The following is a 15607-nucleotide window of genomic DNA, read 5'->3' as shown; positions in this document are numbered from 1 at the left end:
CGCAGTCTGGCAGCCACACTGCAGTGGCCGGATTATTCGTGCCCACACGGTACCCCGATCCGGCAGCTTGAATCATATCGCACGGAACGGACACGTTTATGCGTTCATCCCGACCATCGAAAACCTTAGTAAGAACGCGGGTAAGCTCGACCCGGTACTAGTTGGCGTGCGCAGCGCATCAACATTCACCGGTTTCTGCTCGGTACACGACGATGCGATATTTGCGCCGGTGGAAAAGGTACCGTTCACTGCGTCACCAGAACAGTGTTTTCTGCTCGGCTATCGTGCAATGGCGCGTGAACGTTATACCAAGGAGAGTTCCGCACGCATGTCGCCGTTCCGCCGTCTTGCCGATCGAGGCAAAGGCGTTGGCCGTCAAATAGAAGTCCAGACACTGAATCAACTGTTCGAGTATGGGCTTGCGGCAGGCCTAGAGATACGCTCGCTCAGATGGAAGGCTACGCCTCGCGTCTGATGGCCGGGGACTACGGAGACATTAGAGCGTATGTGATTGAGACAGTCGATCCGCCCCCAGTCATGTGCTCGGCCGGCTGGCTGCCTTCGTCGGACTTTGATGGAAACGAGTTGCAGGACATTGCGGCACCTGAGCGTCTTGCCGCGATGACTGTGACATCGATGTGGGGTGGTGTCAGGGGCGCCGTGGTTTTTCAGTGGTTTGCAGAGGACGATGACGTGTGTCGTCGGTTCGTCGATTCACTCGACCGCATCGATGATACAGGGGTTGGCGCGGCGTTAGTGAGGCTGATGTTCGAGCACTTCGAAAACGTTCATATCTCCCCTGACTGGTGGGAAGCCTTACCGGGATTGGCCAAGGCCGCTTTAGTCGATCGCATGGCGCGCTCGGCCAACATGTTCGCCAAACAGCTTGATAAGCCTCTGGTTGATGACAGCCTTGAGCTTCCCGAATGGAAAATAGCTGGCCGATTTACCGTTGGTTATAAGTAGAAGGCAGCGATGGTTTTTTTTTGGACGACGCTGCCGTGCATCATCCTGATCAAATGAAATTTTCAATAAGAGTGAACGGAGATTTTTCTACTTTTCCCTGTCTCATTTGGGAAAGATGCATGTCGAAATGGTGGACTACACTGATTCTGAATTTTCTTTTGGCGAAGCCCTTTAGCGCCCTGCCGGATGTTTTCGTTAGATACCCCAGGGTTATCAATGACGGGGGGAAATGTTCGTCTGAGATCGTTCCCGGCTTTGGCTTTTTAAGCTTCGATGGTGCGATTTCGTGTACTATTCCGACAAATTGGGCAAGAAGCATCGGGTAGACGATGAGTTTTTTGACTTCAGCGAAAGTTGCAAGCGCGCTGTTATCAAGTGCTATCCAAGGTTTCTTCGGCTTTGCTTTTGGAACTTGATCAGCACCAACTACAACGGCCACATCAACAACATATACGGCGCCATCTTTGTGCGCGCCCATTACAGACAGGTTCGAGTGAATCTCATAAAGTTCATCTCCCTTCACACACTGAAACCATGAAAAATTGTATGGATGCCCGCGGGAGGATAATTTAGCTACGAACAAGCCGTTTATTGCGTTCTCGACGGTGACAGTGAATCCCGCGAGACGATAATGTTCCGATGCAATAGTAAGAGCGCCCAATTCTAAAAGTGCAGTTTCCCGCACAGCTAGTTGATGAAATTGGAGGGAATGCGATCTAATGAACGCTTTTAAAGATTTTTCGATTTCTACGACGTTCAAGCCGGCCTCGCAAACATTTTGTTCGCTATCTCACTGAGGCTACTAGTTTCGACCACTAGTTCTTCGATCCGAAGTTTCACGATCAGCTTGTATAATTCATCCCGTAGAAGGCGCCCCTCCAAAAAGGCTTGTGAGTCTTGACTAATTTCGTCTCTACCCACACGAAAGCCTCTTACCTGCGGCACGCCGTCTGCGCTTACCTCGCTCCGGGTTGCGACCCCTATACTGTCGGTCATTATCCAGTATTGACCATTCACGAATGACCAGACTCTGCGGATAGCCACGATAAGCAGGAATTGGTCTAGCCGCTCGCCCTGAATATCGACGCGGGCTTCTCTCGCGATATCTGAAATTGCCGCAGCAACCGCGTCCACGTAGCCGTTGACATTTTCTCTCAGGGAATACGGCAAATCCGCCGTCATGTTTTGAATCTGTTGGTTCGCCATTCAAACTCCGGGGTCTCTTACTGAAAAGCCTTGGCAAAGGCGCTCTTGTGGATAAGTAAAATAAGTCGTGCATCATAAAGATATTGTGCATCTACTTAAAGATGCGCGGCAAAAAGATCCTGCCGCTACTATCTTGGCGGCTGGTAGGCCGCCGAAGCAGGCCTAAAATCAGGAAGCGTAATGTCCCATTGGGTCGATAGAGCGACGGCGCCATCTAACATCAGACTTTATGTTCCTGGACGAGGGTGGCGGCAATACTCCGACAGCTTGCAATCTGAGGACACAACTGAAGAGAGAACACAGCCTCAGATTGGGGCAGGGGAGGAGATCGCGAGTGCGCTGCTGAATTTTCTTAACGCGACAAATCTAGTTGTCTTGACCGGTACGGGTTCATCATTTGCGGCAATCAACTCGCCAGATCGACCAACTCCGGCTGGTATGGCGCAGGTTTGGGATGCTGTGCGCGAGGCCACCGGACATAGAGCATTCGACGGAATAGTCGGTATGTTTGGGGAAACGCGCGTCGACGGCAATATCGAGAAGCTTCTCTCGTTGTGCAGAATGTACTTAGAATTGTATGACGGTGACAGCCATGATGAGGGGTATCGGCGGATAGCGGAATTCGCACCGAAAGCTGAGCGGGCAATCCTGGCGCGCGTCAATTTCGTAGATCGATACACTAACCTCGACGCTCACGCGGCACTGATACAGAAAATTGGTCGGCGCGGAGCACGTAAACCTCGTGCGAAGCTTTTCACGACCAATTACGATCTTTGCTTCGAGGAAGTAGCGCGGCGTACGCGGTTTACGCTCATTGACGGCTTCTCACACGGTTTGGAACAGACATACGATCGACTAAATTTTGGGCTCGATATCGTTCGTCGAGATGGAGGACGTGAGGGGCTCGAGTACATCCAGAACGTACTTCAGTTCTACAAATTGCACGGTTCGATTGATTGGCGTCGCGTGGGGGGTGAAATCCTTCGAACTAGGGAGGAGACAGGTCGCCCAGTCCTCATCTACCCACGATCCAGTAAATATCAGGAAAGTTTCGACGCGCCGTATCTCGACATGCTGTCGTCTTTTCAAGCGGCGTTGCGTGAACCCGACACTGCGTTGCTTGTGTCGGGATTTGGCTTCAATGATGATCATATAAGTGGCCCGATAATGTCCGCTGTGGAATCGAATATGTCGCTGCGGCTTGTCGTATGCGATCCAGCATTCGTCTCAGGTGAGGCGTTGGAGAGAGGCGGATACGAATTAGATAAACTCCCTGTCCCCAAGAATCGCTTCCTCGCTTCCTTTATGAGTTTGGCGGATACCGGCGACGCGCGAATCCATCTGATGAATGGGCGTTTCCAGGACCTCGCTGTCACGCTGCCCGACCTTATTGGCGAGACTGACCGCGAAAGGCACGTCCAGCGTATGCGAGCCTTGCGAGATACTAAGGGCGGTCAGAATACATGAAGCCAGTCAATCCAATCGAACCAGACCGGTACATCGGGACGGTGACGCGAGTAACCGCCTCCTACATACACGTAAATCTCCCCAATGCCGCGCTTGGACGCGAGCACCGTGGCACGTCTCTCGGTGCGGTAGGCGACTTTGTATTTATCGACTGCGAAAGATCATATGTATTGGGTCGGATCGTAGAAACACGTCTGCCCGACGGCGAGAGATTAACTGTGGAGCCAAAGGTTGGCGATACGGGAGCCGTCAATCCGATAGGATCAGTACAATTACTTGCGACAGTTGAACAACAATCTGACCGGCTAAAGCGAGGCCTCACACATTTCCCGAGGATCGGCGATGAGGTATTCTTGGCTGAACCCCGTCTACTCGCGAGTCTCATTCGCAATGCGATCACGGGTTCGGATAAAGTCAGTCTTCGCATTGGGCGTATAAATGCCGCTGACGGCGTTGACGTCAGCCTCCCGCCCGACAAGCTATTTGGTCGCCATTGTGGCGTTTTTGGCGCGACGGGGGGCGGCAAAAGTTGGACGCTTGCGACCCTGATCGAGCAACTTAAGGCTGCAGGTGGGAAGGCTGTAGTTTTTGATCCAACGGGTGAGTTTGCGGGGATGTCATGCATCGATACGGTCTACACGTTCGATGCGGCAAAGGCCGGTGAACAACTTGTTCACTTCCCTTATCAGCACATGACAGAAGACGACCTCTTCTTGCTTTTTCGGCCATCGGGACAAAGTCAGGGGCCGAAGTTGCGCGAAGCAATTCGGAGCCTGAAATTGGTTACAGCCCTAGCTGGCATAATCCCTCAAGGGATCAATGTTAGCGAAGGTTTGGTGGTCAAGCAAAATAGGCCGCGCAAGCCGTTCCTCGATGCAGTGCGTGATCATGCACTGATGCTCCATGTGCCTGGTTGTTCGTTCAACATTCATCGGCTCGCCGAGCAGGTGCGGCAGGAGTGCGTTTACATGACTGGTGATCCGGGGCTCTTTGGCAAAGCCGATACTGGTGCGCTGGCATTCTGCGAAACTTTAATGGCTAGGATTAACACCCAACTCGCGTCGCAAGAACTCCAATGCGTGTTTAGTGAGCAAGGCATGTCCTTGGTCGACGAGTTAAAGGCGTTTTTGGTGGATGATCGACGTGACGTGGCTGTCATATCGTTTAGGGGAGTGCGGTTTGAGCACAATACTCGGGAAATTCTACTTAACGTTATCGGCAGATTCCTGCTTGGCGAGGCAAGAAATGGAGCATTTCGCAGTTCTCCATTGATAGTATTCCTTGATGAAGCACATCAATTCCTCGGCCGCATTATCGGAGACGAATACGCATCGGTGAAGCTCGATGCATTCGGCGTAATTGCAAAAGAAGGTCGGAAGTATGGGCTGACTTGTGTGCTCGCCACACAGCGACCGCGAGACGTACCACCGGATGTTCTTAGCCAGCTTGGCACGCTGATAGTACATCGCCTGACGAATGATCAAGATCGCGAGACGGTCGAGCGTGCATGTGGCGACCTTGATCGTGGTGCAGCGCAGTTTGTGCCAATGCTAGCGCCGGGAGAAGCCATCGTAATTGGGCCTGAATTGCCGGCTCCCGTACCGCTTTTTGTTTGGCATCCCATATCGCCCCCCTGATTCGAGGGGACCTTCATTCCGAGATTCGTGGATCCGACGACATCAAAGGCGCGTTGTGCGGAGAGTACAAACAGGCAATGGTAGATAGCGAGAAAGCCTCTGGAGATCGAGCGGCGCCTAGTTATCGTGTCCGCTCTGTTCAGGCGCCGTCAATGGTCCGAACCTAGCTGCCGAAGGCGACAATGAGGCGCACCGGCCGCTCGATCGGAACTTGGGCATCACCGCTGGTGTGCGCATGCCACACTCACCCCTCCAGCCACACTGCCAGCTTCTCCAGCGTCTGCAGCCCATATTCCACCGCGCCGAAGCCGATGACGATCTGGCGGCGTTCGCGGCTGGGGTGGAGCTGGCGCAGCGTCAGGATGGTCTTGCCGTCGCTCTGCTCGTCGAAGGTCACCGTCACGCGGAAGCGGTCGGGGTCGTTCGGGTCGGCCGAGCCGTGGTCCATGACGATGCGCTCGTTCGGCACGATCTCCAGGAAGCGCATCAGATTGGGGAAGCGCTGCTCCTTGCCTTCGAACGTGCCCACCATGTCGAAGCGCCAGATGCCGCCCTCGCGGATGTCGGCCTCGTGGCTCTCGATGCGAAGGCCGGTCGGCCCGAACCACGCCGCCAGCGCCTCGGGCTTCGTCCAGGCGGCAAACACTTTTGCGCGGGGATGGTTCAGAACCTTCACCAGCACGATCTCGCGATCGAGCGACCAGCTCTGCAGCGGGCTAACCTCGTCTTTCATTGGTTCTCCATATCCAGATAGACATCCAGCCGCTCCAGCCGCATCGCCCAGTTGCGGCGCTCCGCTTCCATCCAGTTCGCCGCCTCGTCGAAGCGCGCCTGCACCAGCCGGCACCAGCGGCTGCGGCCGCGCTTCTCCGAGGTGATCAGCCCGCACTCCTCCAGCACCTTCAGGTGCTGGGCGAAGGAGGGCAGCGCCATGTCGAACGGCTCGGCCAGCACGGAGACCGGCACCTCGCCCTCGGCCAGCCGCGACACCACCGCCCGCCGCGTCGGGTCGCTGAGCGCGTGGAAGGCAAGGTCGAGCGGGGTTGAATGGTAAGGCATCGGATTTTTTAGATCGGGCGCCGAGCGCGGTCAATGAAAGAAAGGCACTTGCCTTATCTTTCGGGCCAACATAAAGGTATCTACCTTACTGTCAGCTCGGCGATGGGCGTATGGCGCATTACCAACGGTCATTTTGACCGTTGGAGCGTGCGACTGCGCGCCGCGCCCGTTGGCGCGTGAGCCAAGCGGCCCGGATGGGCCGCGCCGGCGTTTGAGGGGGCCTGGAGTATCCAGGCCCATAAACAAAAAGGAGAGCCCTATGGCAGTTCGCGTCGATCTCAATATTTCGCTCGATGGTTTCGCGACAACGACGGACCAGACGCCCGAGCAGCCGATGGGGGCCGACTGGATGCGCCTCGTCGGCGCCTATCTCAAGACGAAGACGATGCGCGAGCGCGTGTTCCACGACACCAGCGGCGAAGGCACGACCGGCATCGACGACCGTTATGCCAGGGCCTATTTCGAAAACATCGGCGCCGAGATCATGGGCGCCGGCATGTTCGGGCTGCACAATTTCCCCGACGATCCCGACTGGAAGGGCTGGTGGGGCGACGAGCCGCCGTTCCGCTGCCCGGTCTTCGTGCTGACCCACCGCGACAAGCCGTCGATCGAGATGGCCGGCGGCACGATTTTCCACTTCCTCTCCACCACGCCGGAAGGGGCGCTGAAGCAGGCCGTTGTGGTTGCCGGCGGCAAGGACGTGCGCATCGGGGGCGGCGCCAGCACCGTGCGCGATTTCCTGAAGGCAGGCCTCGTCGACCGGCTTCATGTTGCCATCGTCCCCATCCTGCTCGGCCGCGGCATCCGCCTGTGGGACGATTTGCGCGGGCTGGAGAACGGCTATGCGGTGGAATCGGAAACGGCGGAGAGCGGGGTTATTCATTTGACGTTTCGGCGGTAGTGCCGGGCGCTGTCCCTATCTCCCCCCTTGCGGGGGAGAAAGGATTTTCACGATCTTAGACGAGCACGCCCACAGGGCGGCGCAGGCTAAATCGTAGAAAATCCAAGAGAGGGGATCTTCAGCTGAGGGTTTCATAAGGGAGAGCCGCTCAGCAACGGGGAGCAGATCACCAAAGTTGTGCCGGCAAATCCCCTCTCTTGCGATTTCTAGCACTTAGCCTGCGCCGCCCTAAAGGGCGTGCTCGTCTAAGCTGCTGAAATCGCCCGGCCCTCGGCTATGGCCTCGGGCGTTCGAGCCTTTTGAAAGATCCACTGGACCTTTCAATTCGCCTGCGGCGAACCAGGCCTCTCACCCCCCGCAAGGGGGAGATAGAGGCGCCGCGCTGGGTCATGCTCTGCGGTACCCTCAAACCCTTTCCCTCACAAAGACGTCCGCGCACTATCCGTGATCAGCTTCAGCCCCAGCGCGCCGACCACCAGTCCGGCGCAGCGGTCGATCCAGGTCTTGGAGCGCAGGTAGACGGCCCTTGGCCGGCGCGAGGAGAAGCCCAGCGCCACGATGGTGTACCACATGGTCTCGTTGAGGAAGAGCAGCGGCGGCAGGGCGAACAGCATCCAGGTCGGTGTCGGCGAGGGCAAGAGTGCTGCGAACATCGAGGCGTAGAAGATCGCCGTCTTCGGGTTGGACAGTTGCACGAACAGCGCACGCAGGAACGACTTCCACAGCGTGCTCGGCCGCCCGGCCGCCGTTTCGGCGACCGCGATCGGCTCGGGCGCGGCGCGCCAGATGTTGATGCCGAGCCAGACCAGATAGGCGCCGCCGGCCAGACGCAGCACCAGGTTCAGCCACTCCACCTGCAGCAGGATCGCCGTCAGCCCGGCCATGGCGATGCAGGCGAACAGGAAGCCGCCGAGGCCCATGCCGAGCGCCGCCATCACACCGTCGGCGCGCGAGCTGGAAATTGCAATGCGCGACACCACGACAAAGCTCGGGCCCGGGCTGATGGCGCCGAGCAGGAACACTCCGAGGATGGAGAACAGGATCGCAAGGTCATGCATGGCGTTTCCTCCTTGCCGGACGCTTCATCCGGGACAGCCGATAGTGCGGCGTCGCACTGCCGTCCGCAATGGGGCAGTGGGAATCGTGGTTGTTCCATGGCCGCAGGAGTGAAGCTCCCCTGGATATCGATGCAATCCGGAAGCCGGCCGGCCCCGGTCATTCCATCCCGGCCAGCGTTGGCGCTGCCCTCATCGCCCTGCCGGGCACCCAGTGAACGACAGGGCTTTCGCATATGGGTTCCCCCCTCTCCGTCACCGCTTCGCGGTGCCACCTCTCCCCCGCTTCGCAGGGGCGAGGAATCGCGGTTTCGGTGCCGGCGCTCTTCCAGCTTGGGTTCCTCGCCCCCATGGAGTGGGGGAGAGGTGGCTCGGGCAAAGCCCGAGACGGAGAGGGGGCCCTTGCGCCACATGCGATTACCCCGTCGTTCATGGGGAGAGCCCGTGAGCGGCGGCCCCTACACCGCACGCACCTCGGCGAGCCGCCTTTTCGAATAGTCGTCGTTCCAGCACACGGCGGCTTCCCAGGCGGCGGAGGCCTGCGCGGCAACGTCATAGGCGGCAGCTTCCAGCCCGGCGGCGTTGTGCGGCAAGGCCAGGTCGAGGTCGGGCACGTCGGCATGCGCTTCGTCCCAGTCGATCAGCGCGACGCGGTCGGCGGTGATGCGGATGTTGCGTGGGTTGGGGTCGCCGTGCACGGCGCAGGTCTGGCGCCCGGCGAGCCGCGCCCATGCCGCCCGGCAGCGAATGACGCCTTCGGGCGGCATGGCGGTCAGGTCGATCTTGGTGCCGGTGGTGGCGTGCAGGAGATCGGTCGACGAGCGCCAGCCCGGGCGCTGCGGCCAGCCCAGGGTCAGCCTGTGCAGCTGCCGCAGCGTGTCGGCGACGCGGCGCCAGTCGGCCGCCGTCTCGGGCGCACCGCCTTCGACATAGGTCATCACCGTCAGGCCGGCCGCGAACAGCCTGCCATCGCTCGTCGGGATCGGCACCGGCACGGTCATGCCGTTGCGGTCGAGGTGCTGGAGCAGCCCGGCCTCCCAGGCGAGATCGGCATCGCTGCGCGACCCGAGGCGGGCGACCGCAAGCGCACCGCCGACACGCACGCTCCACACATCGTTGGCGACACCGCCGGAAAGCGCCTCGATGCGGGTGGCGTCCCACAGCTGCAGTGCTTCCCATCCCATTGGCGAACTCCCCGTTCCGCGCCCTGAGTAGATCAGCGGCGGATGCGGGGCAATGCGGACCGGCCGAAACGCGGCGCTTTCCGGCCGGGCGCGCGTCCCCGGTCGGAAGTATCCGTTTCATAGGAGAGCAGGCCCCGCGTTTCCCGCTATTCTCCGGAAAGCAATTCGTCGAGCTGGTCCAGCTGCTCCGGCAGTCCGGCCAGCGAGCCCTGCAGTGCTTCCTCGAGCGCTTCCTTCGAGGGATAGACCTCGCGGAAGGTCAGCAGCGTCTTTCCGCCCTGGTCCGCGAAGGTCACGGTGGTGATCGCGCCCTCTTCGCCTTCGTCGTTGGTCCAGACGATGCGCTCGTTCGGCACCACGTCGAGATACTTGCCGTAGAAGGCCGTGGTCTCCGAACCGCCCGTGCCGAATTCCAGCCGGTATTTCCCGCCGGTGCGCATGTCCAGCTCGCATGAGACGAGTGAAACGCCGGCTAATGATCTCGGCATCCACCAGCGCTGGAACAGCTCCGGCCGGCTCCACGCCTTGTAGACCGTGCTCGGCGGCGCATCGAACAGGCGCGTCACGACGACTTCGCGATCTCCCCTGCGTTCGATTGACGTGCGGGCACTAGCTTGCCGATCCATCGTTTTCCTCCTGTTTCAATTCGCTGATGATTGCGTCCAGGGCTTCGAAGCGCGCCTCGAACAGCTTGCGGTGCGCCTCGATCCACTCCGCCTCTGCCTCGAGGCCGCGTTTGCCGAGCGTGCAGGTCCTCACCCGTCCGATCTTCCGCGTGACGACCAGCCCCGCGCGCTCCAGCACCTGGACGTGCTTCTTCATGCCGGTCAGCGTCATCTGGAACCTGTCCGCCAGGCTGGTGATCGACGCGTCCGCCCGGCCAAGCTGGTCGATGATGCCGCGGCGGGTCGCATCGGACAGCGCTGCAAAGGAGCGATCGAGGGGGAGATCTAAATACTGAACCATGTAGTTCAGTATAGCCGCCCGCGCGGGAAGCGCAAGCGTGCGCCGGTCATTCGAGTTTGCGGCGTCTGCCGCGAGGCAGGAGCGGGCCGCTGGTCCTCGGCTGGCGGGCAAGCCCGGCGGGGGTGGATGCGAGGGTGACGAAAACCCGGCGAGCCATTATCTTCGTGGGCAGATGTTGCCAGCCCGGGGGAGTCCGGCGAATGAACAAAGCCAGCGTGCGCAGCAGGTTGAGTGATCTGGCCTCGGCCGAACTGGACGGCGCAAGGGCCGCCTATGCCGAGCATCTCCAGGCGAGCAAGCCGCTCGAGGACGAAGCGACCGACGCTGACGATCAGGCCCAGGCCTGGACGCAGGCCGAGCTCGCCGAGGACCTCGAGAAGATGGTGCGCACCGCCGAAGCCAAGGTTGCGGCGCTGGACACGCTCGACTTCGGGCCGAAGCAGTCCGTCGAACCGGGCGCGATCGTCACCGTCGATGGCCGCCATTTCGTCATCGGCATCACCATGGATCATTTCACCTGCGACGGCGTCGAGCTGACCGGCCTGTCGCCGCGCGCGCCGTTCTATCAGGCGATCGACGGACTGGAGAAATCCGATACCGCCGAGTTCAACGGCCGGACCGTGAGGATCGACGCCATCCTCTGAGTCTATCGAAGGTCGAGGAGACGGGCCGTCAGCCCGCTTCCCTTGGGCGCCGATTGCGGTTTTCGCCGAAGAACATCCCGCGCTGGATCCTCCCTGGCAGCTTTGGCGGGCGCCGAACTCGCCTTTCGATCACGCCAGAAACGATCAGCAACCCCGTCACCGCGCCCGGCAGTCATAGTGCAGGGCGGCGATGTCCGAACCTGGCAGCCGGCGCTGGCCGAGCAGCCTGAACGGTGCGGTCACGCCGGGCTGGAATGTGGGCACGCCGCCACCCAGCACGACATTGCCCACCAGAAGGTGGAACTCGTCGACCAGGCCGTGCCGCAGCAGATCGTTGAACAGGACGGTGCTGCCGAAGATCAGCAGGTCATCGCCGGCTTGCGCCTTGAGCTCGGCGATGCACCGGTGCGCGCGTGAGCGGCTCACCACCTCGGCATCGGCCCAGGGCGAGCTTTGCGCCACCACCAGCCTGTCGCTGACGATCAGCTTGCGGGACGTGTCGCAACGCTCGGCGATCTCGCCTTGCACCGGGTCGCTGCCGCGATCGACATTCGGCCAGTAGCCCTCGAACATCGGGAAGGTGGTGGCGCCGAACAGCAGCGTGCCGGCGCTGCGCATCAGCCCGAGGTTGTGGACGCTGAACGCCGGCCCCATCGGCAACCCGTCGAGCCGCCCACCCGGGCCGGCGCAATGATTGTCGAGGGAACTCAGAATGCTGACGACGAGCTTGGCCATCGGAAATGTCCTTCCAGAACTGCAGTCCCGAACCTTTCGGGGCCTGTCATTCCGTTAGAGACATCGCGATGCGGAAACTCATCGGTCGCGGCAAAAAAATCTGGAGCGGTCCTTCGAGGCTCGCTTCGCGAGCACCTCAGGATGAGGGGCGTCGTGCCCTTCGAGCGAAAATTCTGGAACGTCTCAGATCTTGAACGTCTCAGATCTGGAACGTTTCAGATATTGAGCGCCGTTTCACCCAACGCCCCTCATCCTGAGGTGCTCGCGAAGCGAGCCTCGAAGGACGCACCTAAAAATCCATATCCCGTCGTTTTGGAACCAGATGCCCTCTGCGCGAAAGCTCAGGCAGGTTTTCATAGGCCAGGGCTATGAGCGCCTCTTTCTTCCTGCGGGACCAGCCCTTGATCTGCCGTTCCCGCGCAATGGCGTCGGTAATTCGATCGTAGGCTTCAGCAAAGACGAGCGTCACCGGACGTCTTCTGGCTGTATAGCTGTCGATCGGCAGATTGTTGTGTTCCCAGACGCGGGCTTCGATGTCTTGCCTGGTCGAGCCGACATAGTAGGAACCGTCCATGCAGCGCAGAATGTAAACCACCATCTCGAACTGGCTCATGGCAACCCCGAACCGCTGGATAGGCCTAATCTATCCTGAGCCCGGCCGGAGAATGAAGAGCCGCTTTTGGTGCGTCCTTCGAGGCTCGCTTCGCGAGCACCTCAGGATGAGGGGCGTCGTGCCTTTCGAGTGAAAATTCTGGAACGTCTCAGATATTGAGCGCCGTTTCACCCCACGTCCCTCATCCTGAGGTGCTCGCGAAGCGAGCCTCGAAGGACGCACCTCTGTTCGCGATCTCCCCGGTCGAACAAGGATGAGGACTGTTGTGCAAGGGTCGTTCTATTTTGAAGCGCGGGGGAGTGCCGGCACCTCCCTCATCCTAGCCGAAACGCGCCTAGCCGATCTCGTCACGCATGCCGAAGCGGCGGCAGACAACGGGGTCGATGAAACTGTCGATGGCGCTGATGCGGCCGCCGGCGAAGCTCAACAGCACGACGCCGCCCGGCCGGAAACGGTCGTCGCCTGCCTGCCTGATGTAGCAGGCGAAGCCGGGCTGGCCGTTGCCGCGCAGCGGCTCCAGCCGCCAGGGCGTCTGGAACACGCGCTCGGCGAAGAATTGTCCGACGAATGCGCGGCCATCGAACCAGGCCGGCAGCGGCGGCATGGTGAAGCGGACATCGTCGCTGAGCAGCTCGACCATCGCGGCGATGTCGCGGCTTTCCCAGGCCGCGACGAAGGCCTGCAGCAGCCGTTCGAGCCCTTGCGGGTCGACGGGCTTCTTCTCGCCGATGTCGGTCCTGGCCCGCATCGTCTGCCGCGAGCGCTGCAAGGCGCTGTTGGCCGAGGCCACACTGGTGCCAAGCATGTCGGCGGTTTCGGCGGCCGAGTAGCCCAGCACTTCGCGCAGCAAGAGCACGGCGCGCTGCAGGCCGGGCAGTTGCTGCAGCATGGCAACGAAGCCGAGCCCGATGGATTCGCGTCGCAGCAGGATCGCCGCCGGATCGTCATCGTCCGCCAGTTCGCCATCCGGCAGCGGTTCCAGCCACACGGCTCCCTCCACCGGCTCGCCGAGTTCGGCGGTGGAGCGAAGTGGTGCGGCGCGATCGCCTGACGTCAGGCGCCTTGGGCGCTTGGCAATCATGCGCAGGCAGATGCGGGTGGCGATGCTGGTCAGCCATGTGCCGGGCGAACTGCGCGCCTCGAAGGACCCCAGGCCACGCCATGCGGCCAGCAATGTCTCCTGCAGCGCATCGTCGGCGTCGAAGGGCGAGCCGAGCATGCGGTAGCAATGCGTGTGCAGCCGCCTGCGGAAGGGCTTCACCAGCTGGTCGAAGGCCGATGTGTCACCGGCCCTTGCCTGCCGGAGCCATTCGCTTTCGGGGTCGGCTGGTTTCTGGACACTCATCTGGTGCATGGGGAGAACCGTGAATGGGAGGGCCGCCGCCCGGCACCTTAAAACGGCACACGTGCTTGCACAAAGTGCTGCCGATTTCTTCCGCCCGGATCAACGGCACGACTTTGCAGCCGCAAGCGCGTTGCCGCGGGCAGGCTGCGGCAGGTTCCCGATCCGCTGCACGGCGGCGTAGAACCTCGGATAGTCGCCGGAGCAGAGATCGAACAGACGCAGGAATGCCGGCACCTGTTCGCCATAGACGGCGGTGGCGGCGAGCTTGGCGTTGTTGATCGGGGCCTTGAACCAGCCGTCATAGCCCCGGTATCCCGCCCAGCGCCTGTCGCGCATCAGCCTGTAGCGCGCCCGCAGCGTCTCGATCGTCGCGGCCTTGGCCGCCGCCTTCTGTTCGGGCGTTCGCGCGCTTTGATAAACCTGCTGCAATTCCTCGCGGGTCGTCGCCAGAAGGCCGAGGAAATCGGCCCGGCGCCGGCGGTCGGCTTCGTAACGGCGCAGCCCGGCGAGATTGCCGCCGGCGCGCAGCCATTTGCGCACCCCGCTGGTTTCGACCGCCACGGCGAAGGCCTCGTTGAAGGCGGAATCGCCTTTCACATAAAGCCGCTGATGCGCCAGTTCGTGGAAGATCAGGCTGGCCAGGAAGGTGTCGTCCGGACCCAGCATGGTCGAGAGCAGCGGGTCGCTCGACCAGCCGAGCGTCGAATAGGCGGTGACCCCGGTGACATGGACGTCGAACCCTTCCTTCTGCAGTGCGACGGCGTTTTCCGCCGCTTCCTTGCGGTCGAAATAGCCGCGATACGGCACGCAGCCGAACACCGGAAAACACCAGGTTCGTGGTGTCAGCGAGAACTGCGGCGCCGCGAACACCGCCCAGGTCACCGCCTCGCGGCCGATGTCGACATAGCTGCGGTAGCTGCTGTTGTCGGGCAGCGCCAGCGCCTCCGTCGCATAGCGCCGGATCGCGCTTGCCGATTGCAGCTTGGCGCGCAATGCCCCGGGCGTCGCCGGGTCCTTGATCAGTGTCCCGACATTTTTCCGCGCGGCCATGATCTGCACATGGCCCTCGAGCGACTTCGCATAATAGGAGATGCTGGTGCAGCCGGCCACACCGGACGCCATGACCGCCGCCACGAGCAAACGAAAAACACGCTTCACCGGCTGCCCCGCCCTGTTCCACCGGCACGGTCTCAACAGGCGCGGCGATTTTCGTCAAGGCCCGGAAGGGTCAACTTAACAGGAACCCAGCGCTAGCCCCCGCGTTCGACCTGCAGCGACGTTGCACGCGGGCGGCGGGCGAGGGCGACCCGCGAAGGGCGGTGCCGCCCGCACATGGAGGAACTGCAGATGAACATCGCACCACAACTGGCCTTCGCCGGCGAGTGTCGGCAGGCGTTCGAATTCTATGCCCGGCTGATGGGCGGGGTGATCACGGTGATGAACACGTTCGGCGCCAATAAAGACAAGGCGCTGCCGCCGGGATCGACGGCCGCTGCCGCCGACCAGGTCCGCTTCGCCGAGCTCAGCCTCGGCAAATCTACACTCAGGGGCAACGACGTGCGGGCCGACCAGCACAGGCCGATGCAGGGCTTCAACGTCTCCCTGCACATCGAAGGCGCCGATGAGGCACGCCGCATCTTCGAAGCGCTGGGCGAAGGCGGCACCGTGACGACGCCGCTGGCCGAGGTCGACTGGGCCGAGCGGTTCGGCATGGTCACCGACAGGTTCGGCGTGCCCTGGCTGGTGCTGGCGGCGAAGGGCTGAGCGCGATCGGGAAACCGTCCGGAATGACAGAGTTCCCGTTCGCCGGCGCTAAACTGTCCAGAGCG

At 61.0% G+C, this 15607-nt stretch carries 19 protein-coding genes; 7 read left to right on the top strand and 12 right to left on the bottom strand.

Going from position 1 to position 15607, the window contains the following annotated elements; genetic code table 11:
* The first annotated feature begins 67 nt into the window (after window positions 1-67).
* Window positions 68-475: a hypothetical protein gene (locus ACFJIU_RS21510; RefSeq protein ID WP_379073281.1), complete on the top strand. Its 408-nt coding sequence runs from the start codon at window positions 68-70 to the stop codon at window positions 473-475.
* On the top strand, window positions 451-966 hold the full coding sequence (locus tag ACFJIU_RS21505; RefSeq protein ID WP_379063344.1) for a hypothetical protein: 516 nt from the start codon (window positions 451-453) through the stop codon (window positions 964-966). Before ACFJIU_RS21510 ends, ACFJIU_RS21505 begins: the two co-directional genes overlap by 25 nt.
* Window positions 967-1015: 49 nt before the next feature.
* On the opposite strand, the gene ACFJIU_RS21500 is transcribed toward ACFJIU_RS21505, so the two are convergent.
* Together ACFJIU_RS21500 and ACFJIU_RS21495 are read right to left on the bottom strand one after the other, a co-directional pair.
* Window positions 1016-1726: a hypothetical protein gene (locus ACFJIU_RS21500; RefSeq protein WP_379063342.1), complete on the bottom strand. Its 711-nt coding sequence runs from the start codon at window positions 1724-1726 to the stop codon at window positions 1016-1018.
* On the bottom strand, window positions 1723-2172 hold the full coding sequence (locus ACFJIU_RS21495; protein WP_379063340.1) for a hypothetical protein: 450 nt from the start codon (window positions 2170-2172) through the stop codon (window positions 1723-1725). Before ACFJIU_RS21495 ends, ACFJIU_RS21500 begins: the two co-directional genes overlap by 4 nt.
* A gap of 180 nt (window positions 2173-2352) precedes the next feature.
* Between ACFJIU_RS21495 and ACFJIU_RS21490 the strand changes: the two genes are divergently transcribed.
* Together ACFJIU_RS21490 and ACFJIU_RS21485 are read left to right on the top strand one after the other, a co-directional pair.
* Window positions 2353-3639 carry an SIR2 family protein gene (locus ACFJIU_RS21490; protein ID WP_379063338.1) on the top strand — a complete coding sequence of 429 codons (1287 nt, stop codon included), beginning with the start codon at window positions 2353-2355 and terminating at the stop codon, window positions 3637-3639.
* Entirely contained in the window at window positions 3636-5276 is a 1641-nt protein-coding gene (locus ACFJIU_RS21485) for an ATP-binding protein (RefSeq protein WP_379063336.1), read from the top strand. The genes ACFJIU_RS21490 and ACFJIU_RS21485 overlap by 4 nt, the downstream gene beginning before the upstream one ends.
* A gap of 244 nt (window positions 5277-5520) precedes the next feature.
* Here ACFJIU_RS21485 and ACFJIU_RS21480 read toward each other — a convergent pair whose 3' ends face one another.
* Both ACFJIU_RS21480 and ACFJIU_RS21475 read right to left on the bottom strand, forming a co-directional pair.
* Window positions 5521-6009 carry an SRPBCC family protein gene (locus ACFJIU_RS21480; RefSeq protein WP_379063334.1) on the bottom strand — a complete coding sequence of 163 codons (489 nt, stop codon included), beginning with the start codon at window positions 6007-6009 and terminating at the stop codon, window positions 5521-5523.
* Window positions 6006-6335: an ArsR/SmtB family transcription factor gene (locus ACFJIU_RS21475; protein ID WP_379063332.1), complete on the bottom strand. Its 330-nt coding sequence runs from the start codon at window positions 6333-6335 to the stop codon at window positions 6006-6008. Before ACFJIU_RS21475 ends, ACFJIU_RS21480 begins: the two co-directional genes overlap by 4 nt.
* A 259-nt stretch (window positions 6336-6594) precedes the next feature.
* Between ACFJIU_RS21475 and ACFJIU_RS21470 the strand changes: the two genes are divergently transcribed.
* Window positions 6595-7236 (top strand): dihydrofolate reductase family protein, encoded by a 642-nt coding sequence (locus ACFJIU_RS21470; RefSeq protein WP_379063330.1) that lies wholly within the window; start codon window positions 6595-6597, stop codon window positions 7234-7236.
* Between the two features lie 419 nt (window positions 7237-7655).
* On the opposite strand, the gene ACFJIU_RS21465 is transcribed toward ACFJIU_RS21470, so the two are convergent.
* From ACFJIU_RS21465 to ACFJIU_RS21450, 4 genes are all read right to left on the bottom strand, one after another.
* Entirely contained in the window at window positions 7656-8294 is a 639-nt protein-coding gene (locus ACFJIU_RS21465) for a LysE family translocator (RefSeq protein WP_379063329.1), read from the bottom strand.
* Window positions 8295-8749: 455 nt separating this feature from the next.
* A complete protein-coding gene (locus ACFJIU_RS21460; protein WP_379063327.1) occupies window positions 8750-9475 on the bottom strand; it encodes a phosphotransferase in 726 nt (241 codons plus the stop codon).
* A 146-nt stretch (window positions 9476-9621) separates the two neighbouring features.
* Window positions 9622-10101: an SRPBCC family protein gene (locus ACFJIU_RS21455; RefSeq protein WP_379063325.1), complete on the bottom strand. Its 480-nt coding sequence runs from the start codon at window positions 10099-10101 to the stop codon at window positions 9622-9624.
* A complete protein-coding gene (locus ACFJIU_RS21450) occupies window positions 10085-10441 on the bottom strand; it encodes an ArsR/SmtB family transcription factor (RefSeq protein WP_379063323.1) in 357 nt (118 codons plus the stop codon). Before ACFJIU_RS21450 ends, ACFJIU_RS21455 begins: the two co-directional genes overlap by 17 nt.
* A gap of 200 nt (window positions 10442-10641) precedes the next feature.
* On the opposite strand from ACFJIU_RS21450, the gene ACFJIU_RS21445 reads away from it, so the two are divergent.
* Window positions 10642-11085 (top strand): hypothetical protein, encoded by a 444-nt coding sequence (locus ACFJIU_RS21445; protein WP_379063321.1) that lies wholly within the window; start codon window positions 10642-10644, stop codon window positions 11083-11085.
* A 156-nt stretch (window positions 11086-11241) separates the two neighbouring features.
* On the opposite strand, the gene ACFJIU_RS21440 is transcribed toward ACFJIU_RS21445, so the two are convergent.
* The 4 genes from ACFJIU_RS21440 to ACFJIU_RS21425 form a co-directional block, all read right to left on the bottom strand.
* A complete protein-coding gene (locus tag ACFJIU_RS21440; protein ID WP_379063319.1) occupies window positions 11242-11820 on the bottom strand; it encodes a dihydrofolate reductase family protein in 579 nt (192 codons plus the stop codon).
* Between the two features lie 289 nt (window positions 11821-12109).
* Window positions 12110-12433: a GIY-YIG nuclease family protein gene (locus ACFJIU_RS21435; protein ID WP_379063317.1), complete on the bottom strand. Its 324-nt coding sequence runs from the start codon at window positions 12431-12433 to the stop codon at window positions 12110-12112.
* Window positions 12434-12767: 334 nt separating this feature from the next.
* Complete coding sequence (locus ACFJIU_RS21430; protein ID WP_379063315.1) at window positions 12768-13787, bottom strand: RNA polymerase subunit sigma-70; 1020 nt, start codon at window positions 13785-13787, stop codon at window positions 12768-12770.
* A 90-nt stretch (window positions 13788-13877) separates the two neighbouring features.
* Window positions 13878-14936 carry an aminopeptidase gene (locus ACFJIU_RS21425; protein ID WP_379063313.1) on the bottom strand — a complete coding sequence of 353 codons (1059 nt, stop codon included), beginning with the start codon at window positions 14934-14936 and terminating at the stop codon, window positions 13878-13880.
* 189 nt (window positions 14937-15125) lie between these two features.
* Between ACFJIU_RS21425 and ACFJIU_RS21420 the strand changes: the two genes are divergently transcribed.
* The gene (locus tag ACFJIU_RS21420; protein ID WP_379063311.1) at window positions 15126-15542 is read left to right on the top strand and encodes a VOC family protein; all 417 of its coding nucleotides are present in this window, start codon (window positions 15126-15128) and stop codon (window positions 15540-15542) included.
* Window positions 15543-15607 lie beyond the last annotated feature (65 nt).

Source organism: Mesorhizobium sp. UC74_2, assembly GCF_042701485.1.
GTDB lineage: Bacteria > Pseudomonadota > Alphaproteobacteria > Rhizobiales > Rhizobiaceae > Mesorhizobium.
The sequence above is the reverse complement of the archived record's forward strand: the minus strand, read 5'-3'. Positions and strand labels throughout refer to the sequence as shown.